The sequence below is a fragment of the Cytobacillus sp. IB215665 genome, assembly GCF_033963835.1.
In the GTDB taxonomy this organism is placed as follows: domain Bacteria; phylum Bacillota; class Bacilli; order Bacillales; family SM2101; genus Nanhaiella.
In genome coordinates, this window is the sequence record NZ_JAXBME010000004.1 from 80,568 (window position 1) to 100,444 (window position 19,877).

Here is a 19,877-nt window from a genome sequence, read left to right on the forward strand (position 1 = left end):
TTAAATTAATGGGTTACAGCATGAGTGCTGCATATCCAAAGAACTTACTGATTTCTCATTGTTGATAACATTTTCATGTGATAAGATATATTATGGTTTTAAAAAGGAGAGATAGTTAAGAATGTCACCAGGGATGATTAAAATGTGGATATCGCTTGCAGCTATGGGCTTTATGTTTGTTGCTATTATAGCGATATATTTTAGTAGATTTAAGTTAAAAGGTGTGTTGAAAGGTATTGTTGCATTTATTGCGTATTGTTTCATGGTATTAGCAGGTATTATTATCTTTTTTGTTGTTTTTAGTGGTCCTGTAAGTGAATAGATATACATAAAATTAAGGAATGATTTACAATGAAATTATTCATTAACAGTGGGGTTACATTATTACTTCTTATGTTACTATCGGGATGTTTATACCCTGAAGCTAACTTGGAAAAAAATCAAATCCCAATCGAAAATCAAGTATCAGCTGTTCAGGAAGCAGTGGTTAATTATCAAAAGGACCAGCAAGGATTGTTGCCGATAAAAACGAGAGAGGCATCTACTCCTTTATATCAAAAGTATCCAATAGACTTTAACAAGCTAGTCCCACGTTATTTATCAGAAACGCCAGGAACAGCGTATGAAAGCGGTGGAGTGTTTTCATATGTTCTTGTAGATGTTGAAACGAACCCTATGGTAAAGCTTCTTGATTTAAGGATAGCGGAGCAAATTAGAGAATTAAATACACGTTTAATGTTCTATAGACAATCAAATGGATACCCTCCATATAAAGAAGTAGTTGATGATGGTGTTTTTACTCTAGATTATGCGAAATTAGGGTATGAAGAGCCACCATTTGTAGTCAGTCCATTTTCAGGACTTAATCTTCCATTAATCATTGCGTCTGATACAGAAATTTATGTTGATTATACAATAGATTTATTTAAAGTATTACAAGAGGAAGACTACTCTTTTAACCAAGATGAAGATATTAGGCATATATTAGTGGATCAGTCAATATTTGTGCCAGCGTATTCGATGCCTTATACAATTGATCCGATAAATGGAGAACCAATTTTTTTATATAAATAAGTCATGAACCCTTTACTTAGGAATACAATCTAAGTGAAGGGTTTTTTAGTAACCCTTTGTTTAGGTCATTGTATGCCATTTGAAAAAAATTGTTCATAATAGTCATAAATAAATAGGACAACATCATAAACATATAATGTCCCCTATTATCAAATAACTGGATTAAATATATTCCAAGAACTCTAAGACCGGGAGGGAATCATTTGGAAAAGGTAGATATTTTTAAAGATATCGCAGAACGCACTGGTGGAGATATTTATTTAGGTGTGGTAGGTGCTGTTAGGACGGGAAAATCTACTTTTATTAAAAAGTTTATGGAGCTCGTTGTGCTACCTAATATCGGTAATGAAGCTGATAAAGCGCGTGCACAGGACGAATTACCACAAAGTGCAGCCGGGAAAACAATTATGACTACTGAACCGAAGTTTGTACCAAATCAGGCGGTATCAGTACATGTCGAAGAAGGTCTTGATGTAAATGTTAGATTAGTAGATTGTGTTGGTTATACTGTACCAGGAGCCAAAGGGTATGAGGATGAGAATGGACCAAGAATGATTAATACGCCATGGTATGAAGAACCTATTCCATTCCATGAAGCGGCTGAAATAGGGACTAGAAAAGTTATTCAAGAGCACTCTACAATCGGCGTCGTCATAACAACCGATGGTTCCATTGGTGAAATTCCTAGAATGGACTATGTCGAAGCTGAAGAAAGGGTTATTGAAGAGTTAAAAGAGGTAGGAAAACCTTTTATTATGGTAATTAATACGGTTAGGCCGCATCATCCAGAAACTGAAGAGCTTAGAAGAAAACTAACAGAGAAGTATGATATTCCTGTATTAGCAATGAGTGTGGAAAGTATGAGAGATACGGATGTATATAATGTGTTGAGAGAAGCTCTTTACGAATTTCCTGTACTTGAAGTAAATGTAAATTTACCGAGCTGGGTAATGGTCTTAAGAGATGAGCATTGGTTAAGAGAAAGCTATCAGGAATCAGTAAAAGATACTGTAAAGGATATAAAGAGACTAAGAGATGTTGATCGCGTTGTTGGTCAATTTAGTGAATATGATTTTATTGATAAGGCAAGTTTAGCTGGGATAGAAATGGGGCAAGGTGTTGCGGAAATTGATTTATTTGCTCCTGATGATCTATATGATCAAATTTTGAAAGAGGTTGTTGGAGTTGAGATTCGTGGGAAAGATCATTTACTACAATTGATGCAAGATTTTGCTTATGCAAAATCAGAATATGACCAAGTGGCTGATGCACTTAAAATGGTAAAACAAACTGGCTATGGGATTGCTGCACCAGCTCTATCAGATATGAGCTTGGATGAGCCAGAAATCATTAGACAAGGATCTAGATTTGGAGTAAGATTGAAAGCTGTAGCTCCTTCGATCCATATGATTAAAGTAGATGTTGAATCTGAATTTGCTCCAATCATAGGCACTGAAAAACAAAGTGAAGAGCTTGTTCGCTATCTAATGCAGGATTTTGAAGAAGATCCATTATCAATTTGGAATTCTGATATATTCGGTAGGTCGTTAAGTTCATTAGTGAGAGAAGGGATTCAAGCGAAGCTTTCTCTAATGCCTGAAAATGCACGATATAAATTACAAGAAACATTGGAAAGAATCATTAATGAAGGATCAGGTGGATTAATAGCCATTATTCTATAATTCAAAGACTCCATAAGGGGTCTTTTTTATTGTTGATATTTGACAAAATGAATCCCCCTAATTATTGGGAATCACTGAAATAGGTGGTCTTAAAGCTAAAATATGCTTGCTATGACTGTTCCAGTGTGATAATCTTTTAACAGTAAAGGCGCATTTTAATAGTGATTGTCTATCTAAAGATTATTAGTCAAACATATTGAATTCTGTCAATTTTTCATATAACATTATGCATGGTAATAAAATGCTGATATTAGTATGTATAGAATTAGTTTAAAATGTGAAAAAATGTTGACAAGATAGCTTTTTATATAACATACATCTTTGGGAGGAGGTGAATGTCATGAATAAAGCAGAATTAATTAATACTGTAGCTGAATCAAGTGAACTTTCAAAGAAGGATGCAACAAAAGCTGTAGATGCTGTTTTTGATACAATCTTAGAGACACTTAAAACTGGTGACAAAGTACAACTAATTGGTTTTGGTAACTTTGAAGTACGTGAGCGTGCTGCTCGTAAAGGACGTAATCCTCAAACTGGTGAGGAAATCGAAATCCCAGCAAGTAAAGTACCTGCATTCAAACCAGGGAAAGCACTTAAAGACGCTGTAAAATAATATTTACATAGTTGGTAGAATCAATATAGCACACACAAAGAGGAACGACTGTTATGTAGTTCCTCTTTTCGTATGTCGTAAGATAAGAATCTGCTTTACGATGCAAGTAGATTTGATAATGAATGTTAGCATCTTAAACCGTCATTAGAGTAAACACTTATTTTTAGCGTTGATTGCGCAATCCTTTACTTTAATGTTGTCGTTATGCTAGAATCTGATTACGACGATAGTATACAATCGTAGGAGGATTTATTGAATGGCAAATATTAATTATGAACAACTTGAACATGCAATGAAATTAATTATAGAAGCTGTTGGAGAAGACCCAAATAGAGAAGGATTACTCGATACGCCAAAGCGTGTAGCGAAAATGTATGCAGAGGTTTTTGCTGGCTTAAATGAAGATCCAAAAGAGCATTTTCAAACGATTTTTAGCGAGGATCATGAAGAGCTTGTACTTGTCAAAGATATACCGTTCTATTCAATGTGTGAGCATCATTTCGTCCCTTTTTTCGGTAAGGCTCATGTAGCGTACCTACCTAGAGGAGGGAAAGTAACTGGGTTAAGTAAATTAGCTCGAGCAGTTGAAGCTGTTGCAAAAAGACCACAACTTCAAGAGAGAATTACTTCAACAATAGCAGATTCAATCATGGAAACTTTAGAACCATACGGTGCAATGGTTGTAGTTGAAGCGGAACATATGTGTATGACCATGCGTGGGGTGAAAAAGCCAGGCTCTCAAACAATAACAACTGCTGCAAGAGGCAGATACGAAAACGATCATATTGCTAGAAATGAAGTATTATCACTTATTAAAGCATAATAAGAAATAATAACTTTCTAAAAATTACCAATAGTTAAACGAATGGTTTTGTGTTATATGACATATAGAAAGTTCAGGAGGTTGTATCGTGAATAAAAATAACAATGGTGATTACATTGTGATTAAAGCCATTGAAGATGGTGTGAATGTGATTGGACTTACTCGTGGTACTGACACGCGTTTTCATCATTCAGAGAAGCTAGATAATGGAGAAGTGATGATTGCTCAATTTACCGAACATACATCCGCAATTAAAATTAGAGGAAATGCTATTGTTCAAACACAACATGGAGAAATGAAATCAGAGCCAACACGCAAAAACAAACAAGAATAGTAAATGTATGTTGAAAATTAAAATATTACATTATACTTCTTGCTAGTTTTTTTGATAAGGCTCATTTTTGTTACTTATGTTAACCAATTAGCTCAACTAGAAGAGCTTATAGATGATGGTCATCGTTATAAAGAGAAAGGTGCTTCGAACTAATGATAAATGTTTTTTTCATAGTTAGAAGAACGCAATCAATATGAAATGGCCTATGATAAACAACAAAATTAATCTGTTACTAAGTACATATTACAATTCATGTCGCTTCGCTGCTTCCTAGAAAGAACTATATCTTTTTTGGGAAAAGGCGAAGCGATTGTCAATAAAGAAATGTATAAACCTGTTTCGAAGAAAATAGTAAATTTTTTAAAAGTTATGTTATAATGGTCACTGGAATTTAGTAATTATCACGGTGTAAATATATGGGAAACAAGGGTGATTTAATTGGAAGACATCTGGGGAAAAATTGCATTATTTAAAGAAGACATTACAGATAGGATACACTATCCTTTTCTATTTAAGCACATTCATACTCCTGTAATTGACGAGGATAAAATGTTGCTTCTATATTCAGTACTTCAAGAATTAGAATTATCTAATGAAACAGTTTCTGAATATATGATAGCAATCATGCTTGTGCAAATTTCCCTTGATACCCATGATACGGTTACAAATGTAGAAGAAAATAATAGTGGCCAACTTACTGAACGACAGCTAACAATATTGGCTGGTGATTATTATAGTGGATTATATTACAAGATTTTATCACAAGCTGGAGATATTTCATTGATCTCAACGGTAGCAAGCGCTATTAAAATGATTAACGAGCATAAAATTAAACTATATGAAAATAAGCTAGATTCTTTAGAAGAGCTAATGAATAGCTTAAAGGTTGTTGAGTCATCATTATTTCAAAACGTATCTGAATTTTTTGGCAAACCATTTTGGAAAGAAATTTCTGCTCACTTTCTGTTATTTAAAAGGCTTCTGATAGAAAGAAAAAAATTCCTTAACAACGAACACTCTCTTTTCTTTGACTCATGTAAAAGAGTTATATTTCAGTTAAACAACAAAGATATACATGATAAAAGAGATGGTATAAAGTCACAGTTAATACATATGTGTGAAACACAAATCATACAAACTAAGAATTTAATAGACAGAGGGTTAGAAGGAAATCCTATCATTAAACATATTATGGCTAATCGAATTGAACAGCTAATGTATGAAAACTTTTTTACGGTAAAAAAGATAGTGGAAGAAGGGTAGGATTATGCAACAATCTAAAGAAGAACGTGTACACCATGTTTTTGAGAAAATCCATGATAATTATGATAAAATGAATTCGATTATTAGCTTTAAGAAGCATATTAAATGGCGAGCAGCAACGATGAAAAAAATGAATGTTCAAAAAGGTGCTAAAGCGCTAGATGTATGTTGTGGTACAGGGGATTGGACGATTGCACTTGCCGAAGCAGTAGGGAAAACTGGTCAAGTAACTGGCTTAGATTTCAGTAAAAATATGTTAAAAATTGGGCAGGACAAAGTTGATTCTTTAGGCTTAACTAATGTTGACCTTATCCATGGTAATGCGATGGAATTACCTTTCGATGATAATTCGTTTGACTATGTTACAATTGGTTTTGGACTAAGGAATGTGCCTGATTATATGCAAGTTCTTCATGAAATGTATCGCGTTGTTAAGCCAGGAGGGAATGTTGTCTGTTTAGAGACGTCTCAACCGACGCTACCTGGGTTTCGTCAAGGGTATTATTTATATTTCCGATTTGTTATGCCGATATTTGGTAAATTATTTGCAGAAAGCTTCAAAGAATATTCTTGGTTGCAGGAATCTGCACGTGAATTTCCAGGAATGAAAGAATTAGCGAAAATGTTTGAAAAAACAGGATTTATAAAAGTTGAATATAAAGCATTTACTGGTGGCGTTGCTGCGATGCACTTAGGGTACAAGTGAAAAAGTTAGCCAAAAGATATATCATATGACATACATTTTAGATTTTTTCTATGAATAAGGTGAAGAGCATGAAATTAAAAATGATGTATTCATTTTTAAATACCGATATAAATATTGTTGAAAAAGAATTAGAAAAGTCGATTAAGTCTGAACATCCTCTGTTGAGTCAGGCATCATTGCACTTATTACAGGCTGGGGGTAAGCGGATTCGCCCAGTTTTTGTCTTACTTGGGGGTAAATTTGGCGATTACCAAATAGATCAAATTAAATACGTAGCAATGTCATTAGAGTTAATTCATATGGCATCGCTCGTTCATGATGATGTAATTGACGATTCTACATTACGAAGAGGAAAACAAACGATCAAAGCAAAATGGGATAACCGCATTGCTATGTACACAGGAGATTATATTTTTGCTAGGTCATTAGAACTGATGTCTAATGTTGAAAATATATATGCTCAACAGATTTTATCGAAAGCGATAGTTGAGGTATGTGTTGGGGAGATTGAACAAATTAAGGACAAATACAATTTTCATCAGGACCTTCGCACATATTTGAGACGTATTAAAAGAAAAACAGCGTTGTTAATTGCCGTTAGCTGCCAGTTAGGAGCAGTTGCTGCAAATGCGGATGATGACATATGTGAATCATTATTTTGGTTTGGTTATTATGTTGGAATGTCATATCAAATTACAGATGATGTATTAGACTTCACTGAAACAGAAGCTCAGCTTGGTAAGCCCTCAGGTAGTGATTTACAGCAAGGAAATGTGACACTACCAGCATTGTTTGCGATGGAAAACCAAGATATTTACAACGAAATAATAAATATAAATCCAAAAACGACTAAAGAAGAAATGAATCATATTATATCGCTTATTAAGCAATCGGGAGCAATTGAACGATCGATTGAAATAAGTGATAAATACTTACAAAAAGCTCTTGTTGTTCTTGAAAGTTTACCGTCTGGTAAAGCAAAAACAGCCCTTTACAATATAGCCAAGTACATAGGAAAACGAAAAATCTAGGTCCAGAACTGTTGCTAAACTATTGAAACAGTGGTAATATTTTGATTGGTTGAACTATATTTGACAACCTATTTGACAATATTGTAGGGGTGGAAGAAAGTCATGGAAAGAACATTTTTAATGGTAAAACCAGACGGAGTACAACGCAATGTAATTGGGGAAATTATTTCACGATTTGAAAGAAAGGGCTTTCAACTTGTAGGTGCAAAATTAATGGCAATACCAACCGAGCTCGCAGAACAGCATTACGCTGAACATAAGGAGCGTCCTTTTTTTGGAGAATTAGTAGATTTTATCACTTCAGGTCCTGTGTTCGCAATGGTGTGGCAAGGGGATAATGTCATTGCAACTGCTAGGCAAATGATGGGATCAACTAACCCTAAAGATGCTGCTTCAGGAACAATTCGTGGAGATTTCGGTTTGACAGTAGGCAAGAATATCATTCATGGTTCTGATGCACCTGAGAGTGCCGAACGTGAAGTTAATTTGTTTTTTGCAGAAGATGAGTTAGTAGATTATAGTAAGTTAATAAATGAATGGATATACTAATTAATTGCCAGCTCAGATAGGGCTGGTTTTTATATCATTTATCGTTAATCGATTTGCAATATACACTTTTTAATGACTAGCCGCTGATTCCCCTCGAAATTTCTTTACTATGATTACATCGAAAATAATAGTACTATCCATTGAGTTCATGTTAGAGGAGTAATAAGTATGTCACGAGATTACATACAATTTATAGAAAATATTAAAAGGAAAACTGGAATTGATTTATCTTTATACAAAGAAGCACAAATGAAAAGAAGGTTAACATCTCTGTATGAAAAAAGAGGGTTTACAAATTTTCTGGATTTCTTTCGCGCCTTTGCAAGCGATGAAAAATTATATGACGAATTTTTAGATAGAATCACAATTAATGTTTCAGAATTTTATCGAAATGCTAACAGGTGGAGTATATTTGAAGAAAAAGTGTTGCCTAAAATACTGAATGGTCGCTCACGATTAAAAATATGGAGTGCTGCTTGTTCTACAGGAGAAGAACCTTATACAATAGCTATGATTCTATCAAAATATTTACCCCTTTCTAGATTTTCCATATTAGCAACGGATTTAGATGAAAATGTTATTCGAAGAGCTAAGGTTGGTGTGTATCCTGAGCGATCTTTGATGGAGGTACCAGAAGAAATAAAAAGGAAATACTTTAGTAAAGATAGAGCATATTATAAGTTATCAGATGAAATAAAAAGTGCAGTAAATTTTAAAAAGCATAATTTACTATCTGATCAGTTTGAAAACAATTTTGATTTAATTGTTTGCCGAAATGTGCTTATTTATTTTACTGAGGAAGCAAAAGATCACTTGTATCAAAAATTTTCTAATGCACTTCAAACTGGTGGTATTTTCTTTGTAGGCAGTACTGAACAAATTTTTACTCCGCATAAATACGGATTTGACTCTGAAGATACCTTTTTTTACCGTAAGGTTTGAGTCTGAAAACAGATAAGCATTATAATATAGAATAACTAGCAAAGGGTTCGTCAATTTGATGAATTCTTTTTTAAAAGATGGCTGTTTTCGCATTAATTGCTGTCCGAACAAGCTATAAACCGTTACAACTAGATCATGGCATCTTTTCGCAGGTGGGGTTCGGAAATGACCTCATCTTCCTTATTATATGTTGTAAAAATGGCAACAAAGGTTTCGAAAAGAGCATAACAGATAAAAAAGCTACCTTTTAACTACTGTATATGATATATTGTTACACATAAAAGCTTTAAAGGATTGAAGGGAGATAGAAAGATGAGGTATTTAACAGCAGGAGAATCGCATGGCCCACAATTAACGACGATATTAGAAGGCGTTCCGTCTGGTTTAGAGCTGTTAGTAGATGATATTAATATTGAACTAGCAAGAAGACAGAAAGGACATGGTCGTGGAAGAAGAATGCAAATTGAAAAAGACCAAGTTCAAATTGTCTCAGGTGTACGACACGGTAAAACACTAGGATCTCCAATAGCCTTAATTGTTGAAAATCGTGATTGGAAACATTGGACGCATATTATGGGAGCTGAACCTCTTGTAGATATAAAAGAAGAAGATGTAAAGCGAAAAATCACAAAGCCACGGCCAGGTCATGCAGATTTAGTAGGTGCTATGAAATATGGCCATAGAGATATGAGAAATGTGTTAGAACGATCTTCAGCAAGGGAAACAACCGTTCGTGTAGCTGCTGGTGCTGTAGCTAAGAAATTGCTTGAAGCTTTAGGTATTAAGGTAGCAGGTCACGTCTTAGAGATAGGCGGTGTAAAAGCTACTAATGTGAAGTATGATTCGCTTGAAGAATTACAACAGATAACAGAAGACTCACCCGTTCGTTGTGTAGATAAGCAAGCAGAGAAGCAAATGATGGATGCAATTGATACTGCTAAAGAAAACGGTGACTCTATCGGTGGTATTGTCGAAGTGATTGTTGAAGGAATGCCTGAGGGAGTAGGCAGTTATGTTCATTATGATCGAAAATTAGATGCAAAAATAGCTGCTGCCATTGTAAGCATCAATGCATTCAAAGGTGTGGAGTTTGGAATTGGGTTTGAAGCTGCCAGAATGCCAGGAAGCAAAGTTCATGATGAAATAAATTGGAATGAACAGGAAGGTTATACACGTAAAACGAACAATTTAGGAGGATTTGAAGGTGGAATGACAACAGGTATGCCAATTGTCGTACGTGGTGTCATGAAGCCTATACCTACATTATATAAGCCTCTTCAAAGCGTGGATATAGAAACGAAAGAAACATTTGCGGCAAGCATTGAAAGATCTGATAGCTGCGCTGTTCCAGCTGCTAGTGTAGTTGCAGAGGCTGTTGTTGCGTGGGAACTTGCAAATGCAATCATTGAACAATTTGGTCAAGATCGTATAGACCTTATTAGAGAAAATGTAGAGAATATGCGGAAGTACGCTAAGGAGTTTTAATATGGAAACTCTTAAAGTAACAACTGAGTCAAAGTCATATCCTGTACATGTTGGACAAGGAATTATAACCCGTTTATTATCATGTATTGATGAAACAAATGTTAATCCAAATAAATTATTTATCATTACTGATGATACAGTGGCTAAGTTATATTTACGACAAATTTTAAACATTATAGGGAAAAAATATGAAGTAGGTCATAAAGTTATTCCAAGTGGTGAGGCTGCAAAATCATTTGATAACTATTTCGATTGTCATACAGAGTTATTAACATTTGGACTTGATAGGTCATCACTCTTAATAGCTCTTGGTGGTGGGGTTGTTGGTGATCTAGGAGGTTTCGTAGCTGCTACATTTATGAGGGGCATCCCTTTTATACAAATTCCAACAACTTTATTAGCTCATGATAGTGCTGTAGGAGGAAAAGTCGCAATTAATCATCCTTTAGGAAAAAATATGATTGGTTCTTTTTACCAACCTGAAGCTGTATTATATGATATAGATTTTTTATCTTCACTACCGAAGATAGAAAAAAGATCTGGCTATGCTGAAGTCATAAAGCATGCACTTATACATGATGCAACATTTTTTGAATGGTTAGTATTAAATGTAGCTACAATTGGGGAATTGAAAGATGAAAAGCTTATTCATGCCATTAAATCTGGTATAAAAGTAAAATCAGAAATTGTATCCTCTGATGAGAAGGAAAGTGGTGTACGTGCCTTTTTGAATTTTGGCCATACGCTAGGACATGCCATTGAAGCTGAACTAGGTTATGGGAATATTACGCATGGTGATGCAGTCGCAATTGGAATGTTATTTGCTTTAAATGTAAGTGAGGAACGGTATAATATTGACTTGCAAATTCCTAAGATAACAAGTTTGATGACGTCTATCGGATTTCCAACTGAAATACCGAGTAACCTTTCATTAGATGGCCTAATCAAACGAATGAAGAATGATAAGAAATCGGTCACTGGGATGGTTCGATTTGTTTTATTAAAAGCGATAGGCACACCAGCAATAGAGCCAATTGAGGATGAGACTTTACGTGTATTATTAACGAGATTTATGAAAGGAGAGTAGATATGATTCGTGGGGTAAGAGGAGCAACGACTGTCGAAGAGAATAATGCAAATGACATCATTCAAGCGACAGAAAAGTTATTATTGGAAATGATTCATTCTAATAAAATTGAACCAACAGATGTAGCATCTGTTATGATATCAGTAACAGATGACTTAACAGCAAGCTTCCCAGCAAAAGCATTACGGAATATTGGCGGTTGGATGTATGTACCTGTTATGTGTATGCAGGAAATTAATGTGCCGAATGCTTTATCGCATTGTATTCGCGTGATGATGACTATTAATACTAGTTTGGAGCAAGAGGAAGTAAATCATATTTATTTAGAGAAAGCTACTGCATTAAGACCCGATTTAATTGACAGACAATGATTGTACTTTTTCTTCTGTTTGTTTTTGATCTGCCGAATTTCTGACAATTTGAGGTGGTGGCATAGACCAAACTGCTAGAGGTGGTTTATTGTTTGCACATATTTGTCATTTTTAAGCAGGTCAATTGTGCTTTTAATATTAAATTTTACAATAAGAGGTGTGTAAAAAGATGGATATTAAGAAACAATTTCTTACTTTAAAGCCATATCAACCAGGTAAACCGACAGAAGAGGTACAAAAAGAGTATGGGCTAGACAAAATTGTAAAGCTTGCATCGAATGAAAACCCATTTGGTAGTTCAAATAAAGTAAAGAGTGCCATTAATGATAGCTTAACTTCGCTCGCCATATATCCAGACGGATACGCTGCGAACTTACGGGAAAAGTTAGCCACTCATTTAGGTGTTGCGGAGTCTCAACTCATATTTGGTAATGGCTCTGATGAAGTGATTCAAGTGATAAGTAGAGCATTTCTCGGACCAGGTACAAATACAGTAATGGCAACACCTACATTTCCACAATACCGCCATAATGCTATTATAGAAGGTGCTGAAATAAAGGAAGTCCCATTAATTGAAGGTCACCATAATTTAGATGAGATGCTTAATGCTATTGATGACGATACGCAAATAGTATGGCTTTGTAGCCCGAATAATCCTACAGGAACATACATCAATTCAGAAAAGCTATTGGGATTTTTAAATAACGTTCCAAATGATGTTTTAGTAGTCGTTGATGAAGCTTATTACGAATATGTAACCGCAGTTGATTATCCAGAGACGGTTCCATTACTTGATTCATTCAATAATTTAATGATTTTAAGAACCTTTTCAAAAGCACATGGTTTAGCAGCGCTTAGAATTGGATATGGTATATCTCATCAAGAACTATTACAAAAAATAGAGCCTGGAAGAGAACCATTTAATACGAATAGATTGTCTCAAGCAGCCGCGCTAGCATCCTTAGATGACCAAGCTTTTATTGATCAGTGTGTTCAAAAAAATAAGGAAGGACTTCAACAGTTCTATGCATTTTGTGAGCAGTATCAATTAAGCTACTATCCATCTGAAGGAAACTTTATTTTAATTGATTTTGAGACTGAAGGTAATGAAATATTTCAATATTTACTTGAAAGGGGATTTATCATTCGTTCTGGAAATGCCCTAGGATTTCCTACGAGTGCTCGTATAACGGTAGGATCAAAAGAACAGAATGAAGAAATTATAAATATATTAAGTGAAATGTTAAGTAATAAGACTGCTAACATGAAATAGCTATAGGTGATTAAATATGAATAAAAGAGTATTAATTATAGGTTTAGGTCTTATAGGTGGGTCAATAGGATTAGCAATTAGTAAAGCACATAAACAAACAGCAATCATTGGGTATGATATTAATACTCATAACTTAAAACTTGCTAAAACTTTAGGAATCATAGATGAAATTGCAATATCTTTAGAGCAAGAAGTAAATAGTGCAGACTTGATTATTCTTGCGACCCCTGTTAGACAAACAGAAATATTAATTGAACAGATGGCACAGTATAAGTTTAAGCAATCAGCTATCGTTACTGATGTAGGGAGTACTAAACAGTTTATAGTGTCAAAAGCGAATATATTCCGCCAAAAAGGTGTTACTTTTATTGGTGGGCATCCGATGGCAGGTTCTCATAAGAGTGGAGTAGTGGCAGCGAAAGCACATTTATTTGAAAATGCATTTTACATTTTAACTACACCTGAAGATGTTGGTATTGAACATGTAAACGATTTGAAGGAGTGGTTAAAAGGTACAAATGCTAAATTCATTCATTTATCTCCACAGGAGCATGATAGAATTACTGGGGTCATTAGTCACTTTCCACATATTATTGCAGCAAGCCTTGTACATCAGGCGGAAACGTTTCAAAACGAACATGAGTTTATAAGTAGACTAGCAGCTGGAGGCTTTAAAGATATTACACGAATAGCTTCAAGTAATCCGGAGATGTGGCGTGACATTTTACTCCATAACAAAGATGAGTTGTTACATCTATTCAACCACTGGACTAGTGAAATGGAAACAATTCGAAAAATGATTGATAATGAGGATGGTGAAGGAATCTTCTCTTACTTTTCTTCAGCAAAACGTTTTCGTGAGTCATTACCAGCAAAAGCTAAAGGTGCCATACCATCATTCTATGATTTATATGTAGATGTACCCGATTACCCTGGGATTATCTCTGAGGTAACAGGGTATTTGGCATTGGAGAAAATAAGTATAACGAATATACGTATTATTGAAATTCGAGAAGATATATATGGAGTTCTTCGCCTTAGCTTTCAATCGGAGGAAGATCGAAATAAAGCAGTTTCCTGTCTTGCGAAGCATACCAGCTACGATACGTATTACGGATAGAACAAGGAGTGAACCTATTGAAAATGATAAAAACGAAGGTACCTAGCTTAGTAGGGACCTTACATATTCCAGGCGATAAATCAATCTCTCATCGTGCAGTGATGTTTGGTGCAATTGCTAATGGTAAAACGACAATCAACAATTTTTTAGCGGGAGATGATTGTTTAAGTACAATTGATTGTTTTCGCAAAATGGGTGTTACCATTGAACAAAATGACGATCATGTGGAAATAGAAGGACAAGGGATTGAAAAGCTAAATGAGCCGTCTGATATATTAAATGTAGGAAACTCCGGTACGACTACAAGGTTAATACTTGGGCTTTTAGCAGGCTGTGATTTTCATGCATGTTTAATTGGCGACGATTCGATAGCTAAAAGGCCGATGGGAAGGGTTACTATTCCATTAAAAGACATGGGAATTCAAATAGATGGGCGCTCAAATGGAACATTAACCCCATTATCAATTCGTGGAGGTAATGTCAAACCTACACAATATATTTCTAAAGTTGCTAGCGCACAAGTGAAATCTGCCATTCTTCTAGCGGGGTTACATGCTGATGGTGTGACTTCTGTTACAGAACCACATAAGTCAAGAGATCATTCGGAGCGAATGCTACGTGCATTTGGAGCTGACGTAAAGGAAGATGGACTAACTGTATCTATTGAGGGTAAACAGCCTTTAATGGGTACGAATATTCAAGTTCCAGGTGATATATCATCAGCCGCTTTTTTTCTAGTAGCTGGAGCTATTGTTCCTAACAGCAACATCACGTTAAAAAACGTTGGGGTTAATCCGACACGCACTGGGATTTTAGATGTGCTACACATGATGGGGGCAAATATTAATATAACGAATGAGCGTTTGGAAAATTTCGAACCTGTAGCTGATATTAACATTACAACATCTGAGTTAAAAGGTATAGAAATCGGTGGGGATCTTATTCCAAGGTTAATAGATGAAATACCGATCATAGCCCTGATGGCTACCCAAGCTAAAGGTGTAACAGTAATTAAAGATGCGGCAGAATTGAAAGTTAAAGAAACGAATCGTATTGATACAGTCGTTTCACAATTAATAAAGCTAGGTGCAGATATTACTGCTACTGATGACGGGATGATTATTAATGGCACGACTAAGCTAACAGGAGATCACGTCGATAGCTTTCATGACCATAGGATAGGTATGATGCTTTCAATTGCAGGATGTATTTGTGAAGGGGAGCTGACTTTACAAAATGATGAGGCAATATCGGTATCCTATCCAAACTTCTTTCATCATTTAAATAGTCTTATCAATTAAAGTACGGTTGTTTTTTGTAAGGATTCCCCACCAAAAGAGGTGGGGGTTTTTAATCGTAGTAGAGCTGACATCCCGATGTTTAGTTTTACTTTTCCGAGAGAATTTAGTTATTTATTGTGTAATGAATAACTAGGTTAATGGGTTGTAAACAAATCATTTGTTTTGGCTGTTTTCACATAGATTGTTGTTTTTCATCACCAGGTTGAACATAAAAGAGTCTGTATGCTCAATAGCGTTGTAAATTATATGAAAGGTTATTTAGATTGGCTGAATTTTGAAAGAATAGTAACAAAGCTGATCGATAGAGTATTATGAAAAGAGCGGAATATGTGTAATCGTACTTCGTTAAAAATGCTTTCGTGAGATATATGAATTGAGAGGGAGAGAGGCGTTATTGATTTCATAATTTGTGTCATAGTTACCATGCTTCGTACATAGCTTGTCATAAGACCTTTTTATCATTTCAAGGGGGATATTATGGCATATATAATTGATGAAGCCAAAGTGTTAAGAAGTAATGGAGTCGAAGCATGTTCAATTTTTGTTAAAAATAATAGGATTGACTTTATAAGAGAAAACGCCAATAGGTTTCGATCGCTTAAAATGAACGTGGATAGTTTTATCGTTACACCTGGTCATGTGATGCTTGATTTATCACTATCGACATCCCTCCCCTTTCAATTATTTAAACAACACCTTCGAACTCATTTCCTCATGAAGGGCTGTACAACAATACTTGTTATTTGTAAAATTCCTTATGAAAATCAGCTAATGAATGAACTCAATAAAGTTCGGAGAAATTTAGTTAACAGTCCGATCGATTATTACATTGGAGTACAGATTTCTTTGAAAACATTAACCCCTTCTTTTGTACGAGCTTGTAAACGAAATAAAATACCAGTAATATTAGTTGAAATTGAACGTGAAGATGATTTATTTGATGTACAGTGGGGATGGATTAGCGAAGCATTATTTTTATATCCAATTGTATTTATCCCTGTTTCGCAAAATCGATCAAAGCAAGAGCAAAAAAAGCTTACGAAGATTTGGAACCATCATACATCAACACATAAAATTCCAACTATTGCAGAATGTCCACAAGAGGGAAGACCGTTGTCAAAGGAAATATTAACAAAGATAGGAATCTATCCAGCTAAAGGGGACATTCGAGTTGGAGGGGAAGTTGATTATAATTTGTATAGCAATGAAGATCAAGTAAAGAAAGTTGCTCAAAATGCATTTGTCGATTATCATAATCATAACCCCGCTATAACGGTGCATAAAGGTGTAGTTATTAAATCAGGTGACAAAATCGATTTTCGTCCAGGTTTTGGAAATGAATGTAGTGTTAAAATTCCTGGGTATTTTTCTGCACCTACATAAACAGAACATAATTAATACTTGATGTGATAATAAAATAAGAAGGCTCTTTTCACAAACTTTGTTGCTCTTAAAAAGCAAAAAATAAAGTTATGCAGTTGACCTCATTTAAAATGAGATAAGATGCCACAACTGCTTGGTTTATACGTATGTATTTCTTATAACGAAAACCAATAATCAATGCGAAAACAGCCAATAAGAATGAGTTTAAAAAGAGAGGATTACTGTTATATGAGTACAATTGATAAAGCGTTAAGTTATATAGATAATGGAGATGTAGAGAGAGGTATTGATCTTCTAAATAGTTTAAAGCTAATCTGTACAGATGACGAAAAGTACCGAATTGCGGAGATATATTTCGATTTAGGGTTCGCAAATGACGCCAAAGTTATGCTTGAGGAATTGTTACTACTTTATCCTAATGAAGGAGAGTTATTAACTTTCTTGGCTGATGTGCTGATCGACTTAAATCATGAAGATGAAGCTATTGAGGTATTAAATACTGTATCCAAAGAAGATCCATCATTTCCGCAAGCGTTATTGCTGCTTGCAGATTTATATGAAATGCAAGGTTTAGAGGAAGTTTGTGAACAAAAGTTGTTAGAAGCAAAAAGTATCCTACCTAATGAACCACTTATTGACTTTGCCCTCGGAGAATTTTATCTAAGTCATGGATATTTTAATAAAAGTCTAACGTACTTCATTCGACTCGTAGAAAATAGTGAAACAATTTCAGGAGTAAATCTTAATCAACGTATTGCAGAAGCATACAGTTCAAGCGGTGAATTTGAAAAGTCACTTCAATATTATCAAGCAGCACTCGAAGAAAATGTAGATATTAATTTATTGTTTGGTTACGGATTTACGGCTTACCAAGCTGGAAACTATCAAACAGCAATTAATAAACTCACCGATCTTAAGGAGATCGATCCTGAATATACTTCATTATATTTATATTTAGCAAAGTCTTATGAGCATGAGGGTGCTACGACTAAAAGCTTGGAAGTAGTAAAAGAAGGACTTGCAGTGGACGAATATAATAAAGAATTATATTATTATGCAGGGAAATTAGCGATTTCAGCAGGTGAGAATACAGATGCGATTCAATACCTATATGAAGCCTTAGCTTTAGATCCAGAATACGTCGAAGCAATACATACGTTAATTGAACTATTCATGATTGAGGAGAACTATGACGAGGTTGTATATACAATTGAAGAAGCAAAAAAATATGGATTAGATGATCTCCAGTTTGCTTGGCAAATGGCAAAAGCTAAAAGCAAACTTGAAATGTTTTCAGATGCATTAAAACATTATCGTCTCGCATATACTTTCTTTAACAATGATATTGCATTTCTTGAAGAGTACGGTTATTTCTTAGTTGAAGAAGGCCTGAGAGATGAGGCGAAAACAGTTTTTTCACAGTTACTTGAACTAGACCCTGCCAATACGGAAATTGCTGATATGTTATTACAAATGGATTATTAATGATTAATTGTATCATGTTGTCTAACTCGTATAGCTGTTAATTGTTTCCTTTTATAGTTGAAAAGGAGGGAAGGAAGAGTATGGCGATTCCTGTTTCTGTTAATGAAAAAAAAGATTTTATTCGTTGGTTCTTAAGTAACTATCAATTAAAAAGAAGAGAGTGTGTTTGGATCTTAAACTACTTAATGAGTCATGATCAACTAATGAAACACGTTCATTTTGTAGAACAATCGCAATATTGCCCTCGAGGAATTATTATGTCAACACATTGTGTTGACGATGTTCCCTTTCGTTTTTATAAAGAAAATGTGATGACAACAGATGCTGAAAAATCCTTTCATGACATAAGGTTAAATCGGGAAGAGGAGATTTATATACAGCTAAACTTTCGAGCATCGATACATTCTCCCAATTATGCTGCTGTTTTAGAGGAAAATCCATATATTCCAAAACAGTTGCATATCAATGAAAAAGACCGCATTTTAGCTGAGAGGTTTTTAGAGGATTCTATACAATCGTTCCAAAAAGAAAAACTGCTAAAGTTGATTGATGAGGCGCTTGACTGTGATGATAAAGATGAATTTAACCGATTAACTGAGATTTTAAAGAAAATATGAACATTTTATGAACTTTTTTTATTGTATGTAGCCTTGCGTTATAATTTAGCAAGGTTTTTTTTTATTTGTAGTTTTCTTATGAATGTAATTATGATATGTTTTTTGCTAGTAAGGAAATTTAGTTTTGAAGACTGAATGATGGAGGGATAAATTTTGAGATGGACAATCAAGGATATTGACATGTATTTGAAATCGGCAGACTATGTTGATTCTGCTATCATTCCACTAATACCATTCGGTTTAGGTTCAAATATCAAGTCAACTGTAACTATGGGAGAATTCATAGGAATGATTACTAATGAGTTGGAGCGCCAATTTAAAGGAAGGTTATTGCTCTTACCACAGTTTACATACATGCAAGATGAGGAAATAGAAACGAAGAAAAATAAGTTGTTTACGTGGTGTACTGAATTAAAAGCTAATGGCATAAAGCATATCTTCATTTTGACAAGTGATAGTGAATGGAAGCAAATTGAATCTATAATGGAAGATATGTTAATCTGGTTGCCCGCCTTACCACTTGAACATTTAGATGACGAAGCCTACAATACAATGATGAAAGAACAAGTAAACCAATTAATTCCACTTTTTATTAATATGTGGAGAGAAAAAAACAAATAAATCTCTATATTAAGACACATAGTTGACATGTTTTAAGAGAATGATAATATTGACCTCATTGGCATATTGATATATCATGAGTATGTCCTAGTTTTATATGTGTATAATGTATGTCCG

Annotated in this window: 21 protein-coding genes; all 21 read left to right on the plus strand. The window is 34.6% G+C overall.

What is annotated here, in order from left to right; genetic code table 11:
- Positions 1-121: 121 nt before the first annotated feature.
- Positions 122-322 (plus strand): DUF2768 domain-containing protein, encoded by a 201-nt coding sequence (locus tag SLH52_RS06655; RefSeq protein WP_320208499.1) that lies wholly within the window; start codon positions 122-124, stop codon positions 320-322.
- A 29-nt stretch (positions 323-351) separates the two neighbouring features.
- Positions 352-1,074, plus strand: coding sequence for a hypothetical protein (locus tag SLH52_RS06660; protein WP_320208500.1), 723 nt, complete (start codon positions 352-354; stop codon positions 1,072-1,074).
- 203 nt (positions 1,075-1,277) lie between these two features.
- On the plus strand, positions 1,278-2,756 hold the full coding sequence (gene spoIVA, locus SLH52_RS06665) for a stage IV sporulation protein A (protein ID WP_320208501.1): 1,479 nt from the start codon (positions 1,278-1,280) through the stop codon (positions 2,754-2,756).
- Between the two features lie 340 nt (positions 2,757-3,096).
- The gene (locus tag SLH52_RS06670; RefSeq protein WP_214480049.1) at positions 3,097-3,369 is read left to right on the plus strand and encodes an HU family DNA-binding protein; all 273 of its coding nucleotides are present in this window, start codon (positions 3,097-3,099) and stop codon (positions 3,367-3,369) included.
- Between the two features lie 256 nt (positions 3,370-3,625).
- Positions 3,626-4,192 carry a GTP cyclohydrolase I FolE gene (folE, locus tag SLH52_RS06675; protein WP_320208502.1) on the plus strand — a complete coding sequence of 189 codons (567 nt, stop codon included), beginning with the start codon at positions 3,626-3,628 and terminating at the stop codon, positions 4,190-4,192.
- Positions 4,193-4,280: 88 nt separating this feature from the next.
- Positions 4,281-4,526 carry a trp RNA-binding attenuation protein MtrB gene (mtrB, locus tag SLH52_RS06680; RefSeq protein ID WP_320208503.1) on the plus strand — a complete coding sequence of 82 codons (246 nt, stop codon included), beginning with the start codon at positions 4,281-4,283 and terminating at the stop codon, positions 4,524-4,526.
- Positions 4,527-4,964: 438 nt separating this feature from the next.
- A complete protein-coding gene (locus SLH52_RS06685) occupies positions 4,965-5,789 on the plus strand; it encodes a heptaprenyl diphosphate synthase component 1 (protein ID WP_320208504.1) in 825 nt (274 codons plus the stop codon).
- Positions 5,790-5,793: 4 nt separating this feature from the next.
- On the plus strand, positions 5,794-6,495 hold the full coding sequence (locus SLH52_RS06690; protein WP_320208505.1) for a demethylmenaquinone methyltransferase: 702 nt from the start codon (positions 5,794-5,796) through the stop codon (positions 6,493-6,495).
- Positions 6,496-6,563: 68 nt separating this feature from the next.
- Positions 6,564-7,526 carry a heptaprenyl diphosphate synthase component II gene (hepT, locus tag SLH52_RS06695; RefSeq protein ID WP_320208506.1) on the plus strand — a complete coding sequence of 321 codons (963 nt, stop codon included), beginning with the start codon at positions 6,564-6,566 and terminating at the stop codon, positions 7,524-7,526.
- 102 nt (positions 7,527-7,628) lie between these two features.
- Complete coding sequence (gene ndk, locus SLH52_RS06700) at positions 7,629-8,075, plus strand: nucleoside-diphosphate kinase (RefSeq protein ID WP_320208507.1); 447 nt, start codon at positions 7,629-7,631, stop codon at positions 8,073-8,075.
- A 168-nt stretch (positions 8,076-8,243) separates the two neighbouring features.
- A complete protein-coding gene (locus SLH52_RS06705; RefSeq protein ID WP_320208508.1) occupies positions 8,244-9,017 on the plus strand; it encodes a protein-glutamate O-methyltransferase CheR in 774 nt (257 codons plus the stop codon).
- A 312-nt stretch (positions 9,018-9,329) separates the two neighbouring features.
- Positions 9,330-10,502, plus strand: coding sequence for a chorismate synthase (gene aroC, locus SLH52_RS06710; protein ID WP_320208509.1), 1,173 nt, complete (start codon positions 9,330-9,332; stop codon positions 10,500-10,502).
- Position 10,503: 1 nt separating this feature from the next.
- Positions 10,504-11,589, plus strand: coding sequence for a 3-dehydroquinate synthase (aroB, locus tag SLH52_RS06715; RefSeq protein ID WP_320208510.1), 1,086 nt, complete (start codon positions 10,504-10,506; stop codon positions 11,587-11,589).
- A gap of 2 nt (positions 11,590-11,591) precedes the next feature.
- Entirely contained in the window at positions 11,592-11,960 is a 369-nt protein-coding gene (gene aroH, locus SLH52_RS06720; protein ID WP_320208511.1) for a chorismate mutase, read from the plus strand.
- A 169-nt stretch (positions 11,961-12,129) separates the two neighbouring features.
- A complete protein-coding gene (gene hisC, locus SLH52_RS06725) occupies positions 12,130-13,233 on the plus strand; it encodes a histidinol-phosphate transaminase (RefSeq protein WP_320208512.1) in 1,104 nt (367 codons plus the stop codon).
- Between the two features lie 16 nt (positions 13,234-13,249).
- Positions 13,250-14,353, plus strand: a complete 1,104-nt coding sequence (locus SLH52_RS06730) for a prephenate dehydrogenase (protein ID WP_320208513.1) — start codon at positions 13,250-13,252, stop codon at positions 14,351-14,353.
- A gap of 23 nt (positions 14,354-14,376) precedes the next feature.
- On the plus strand, positions 14,377-15,654 hold the full coding sequence (gene aroA, locus SLH52_RS06735) for a 3-phosphoshikimate 1-carboxyvinyltransferase (protein ID WP_320208786.1): 1,278 nt from the start codon (positions 14,377-14,379) through the stop codon (positions 15,652-15,654).
- 477 nt (positions 15,655-16,131) lie between these two features.
- Positions 16,132-17,037 carry a hypothetical protein gene (locus SLH52_RS06740; RefSeq protein ID WP_320208514.1) on the plus strand — a complete coding sequence of 302 codons (906 nt, stop codon included), beginning with the start codon at positions 16,132-16,134 and terminating at the stop codon, positions 17,035-17,037.
- 228 nt (positions 17,038-17,265) lie between these two features.
- Entirely contained in the window at positions 17,266-18,522 is a 1,257-nt protein-coding gene (locus tag SLH52_RS06745; RefSeq protein WP_320208515.1) for a tetratricopeptide repeat protein, read from the plus strand.
- A gap of 80 nt (positions 18,523-18,602) precedes the next feature.
- Positions 18,603-19,139 carry a ReoY family proteolytic degradation factor gene (locus SLH52_RS06750; RefSeq protein WP_320208516.1) on the plus strand — a complete coding sequence of 179 codons (537 nt, stop codon included), beginning with the start codon at positions 18,603-18,605 and terminating at the stop codon, positions 19,137-19,139.
- A 153-nt stretch (positions 19,140-19,292) separates the two neighbouring features.
- Positions 19,293-19,760: a YpiF family protein gene (locus tag SLH52_RS06755; RefSeq protein ID WP_320208517.1), complete on the plus strand. Its 468-nt coding sequence runs from the start codon at positions 19,293-19,295 to the stop codon at positions 19,758-19,760.
- The last annotated feature ends 117 nt before the right edge of the window (positions 19,761-19,877 follow it).

What these genes read in the sequence shown, in the direction of transcription:
- ndk (WP_320208507.1), top strand. Translation starts at nt 7,629, where the DNA reads ATGGAAAGAACATTTTTAATGGTAAAACCAGACGGAGTACAACGCAAT.
- SLH52_RS06730 (WP_320208513.1), top strand. Translation starts at nt 13,250, where the DNA reads ATGAATAAAAGAGTATTAATTATAGGTTTAGGTCTTATAGGTGGGTCA.
- SLH52_RS06660 (WP_320208500.1), top strand. Translation starts at nt 352, where the DNA reads ATGAAATTATTCATTAACAGTGGGGTTACATTATTACTTCTTATGTTA.
- aroC (WP_320208509.1), top strand. Translation starts at nt 9,330, where the DNA reads ATGAGGTATTTAACAGCAGGAGAATCGCATGGCCCACAATTAACGACG.
- aroB (WP_320208510.1), top strand. Translation starts at nt 10,504, where the DNA reads ATGGAAACTCTTAAAGTAACAACTGAGTCAAAGTCATATCCTGTACAT.
- hisC (WP_320208512.1), top strand. Translation starts at nt 12,130, where the DNA reads ATGGATATTAAGAAACAATTTCTTACTTTAAAGCCATATCAACCAGGT.
- aroH (WP_320208511.1), top strand. Translation starts at nt 11,592, where the DNA reads ATGATTCGTGGGGTAAGAGGAGCAACGACTGTCGAAGAGAATAATGCA.
- hepT (WP_320208506.1), top strand. Translation starts at nt 6,564, where the DNA reads ATGAAATTAAAAATGATGTATTCATTTTTAAATACCGATATAAATATT.
- SLH52_RS06740 (WP_320208514.1), top strand. Translation starts at nt 16,132, where the DNA reads ATGGCATATATAATTGATGAAGCCAAAGTGTTAAGAAGTAATGGAGTC.
- SLH52_RS06750 (WP_320208516.1), top strand. Translation starts at nt 18,603, where the DNA reads ATGGCGATTCCTGTTTCTGTTAATGAAAAAAAAGATTTTATTCGTTGG.
- SLH52_RS06655 (WP_320208499.1), top strand. Translation starts at nt 122, where the DNA reads ATGTCACCAGGGATGATTAAAATGTGGATATCGCTTGCAGCTATGGGC.
- SLH52_RS06705 (WP_320208508.1), top strand. Translation starts at nt 8,244, where the DNA reads ATGTCACGAGATTACATACAATTTATAGAAAATATTAAAAGGAAAACT.
- folE (WP_320208502.1), top strand. Translation starts at nt 3,626, where the DNA reads ATGGCAAATATTAATTATGAACAACTTGAACATGCAATGAAATTAATT.
- SLH52_RS06670 (WP_214480049.1), top strand. Translation starts at nt 3,097, where the DNA reads ATGAATAAAGCAGAATTAATTAATACTGTAGCTGAATCAAGTGAACTT.
- aroA (WP_320208786.1), top strand. Translation starts at nt 14,377, where the DNA reads ATGATAAAAACGAAGGTACCTAGCTTAGTAGGGACCTTACATATTCCA.
- SLH52_RS06745 (WP_320208515.1), top strand. Translation starts at nt 17,266, where the DNA reads ATGAGTACAATTGATAAAGCGTTAAGTTATATAGATAATGGAGATGTA.
- SLH52_RS06690 (WP_320208505.1), top strand. Translation starts at nt 5,794, where the DNA reads ATGCAACAATCTAAAGAAGAACGTGTACACCATGTTTTTGAGAAAATC.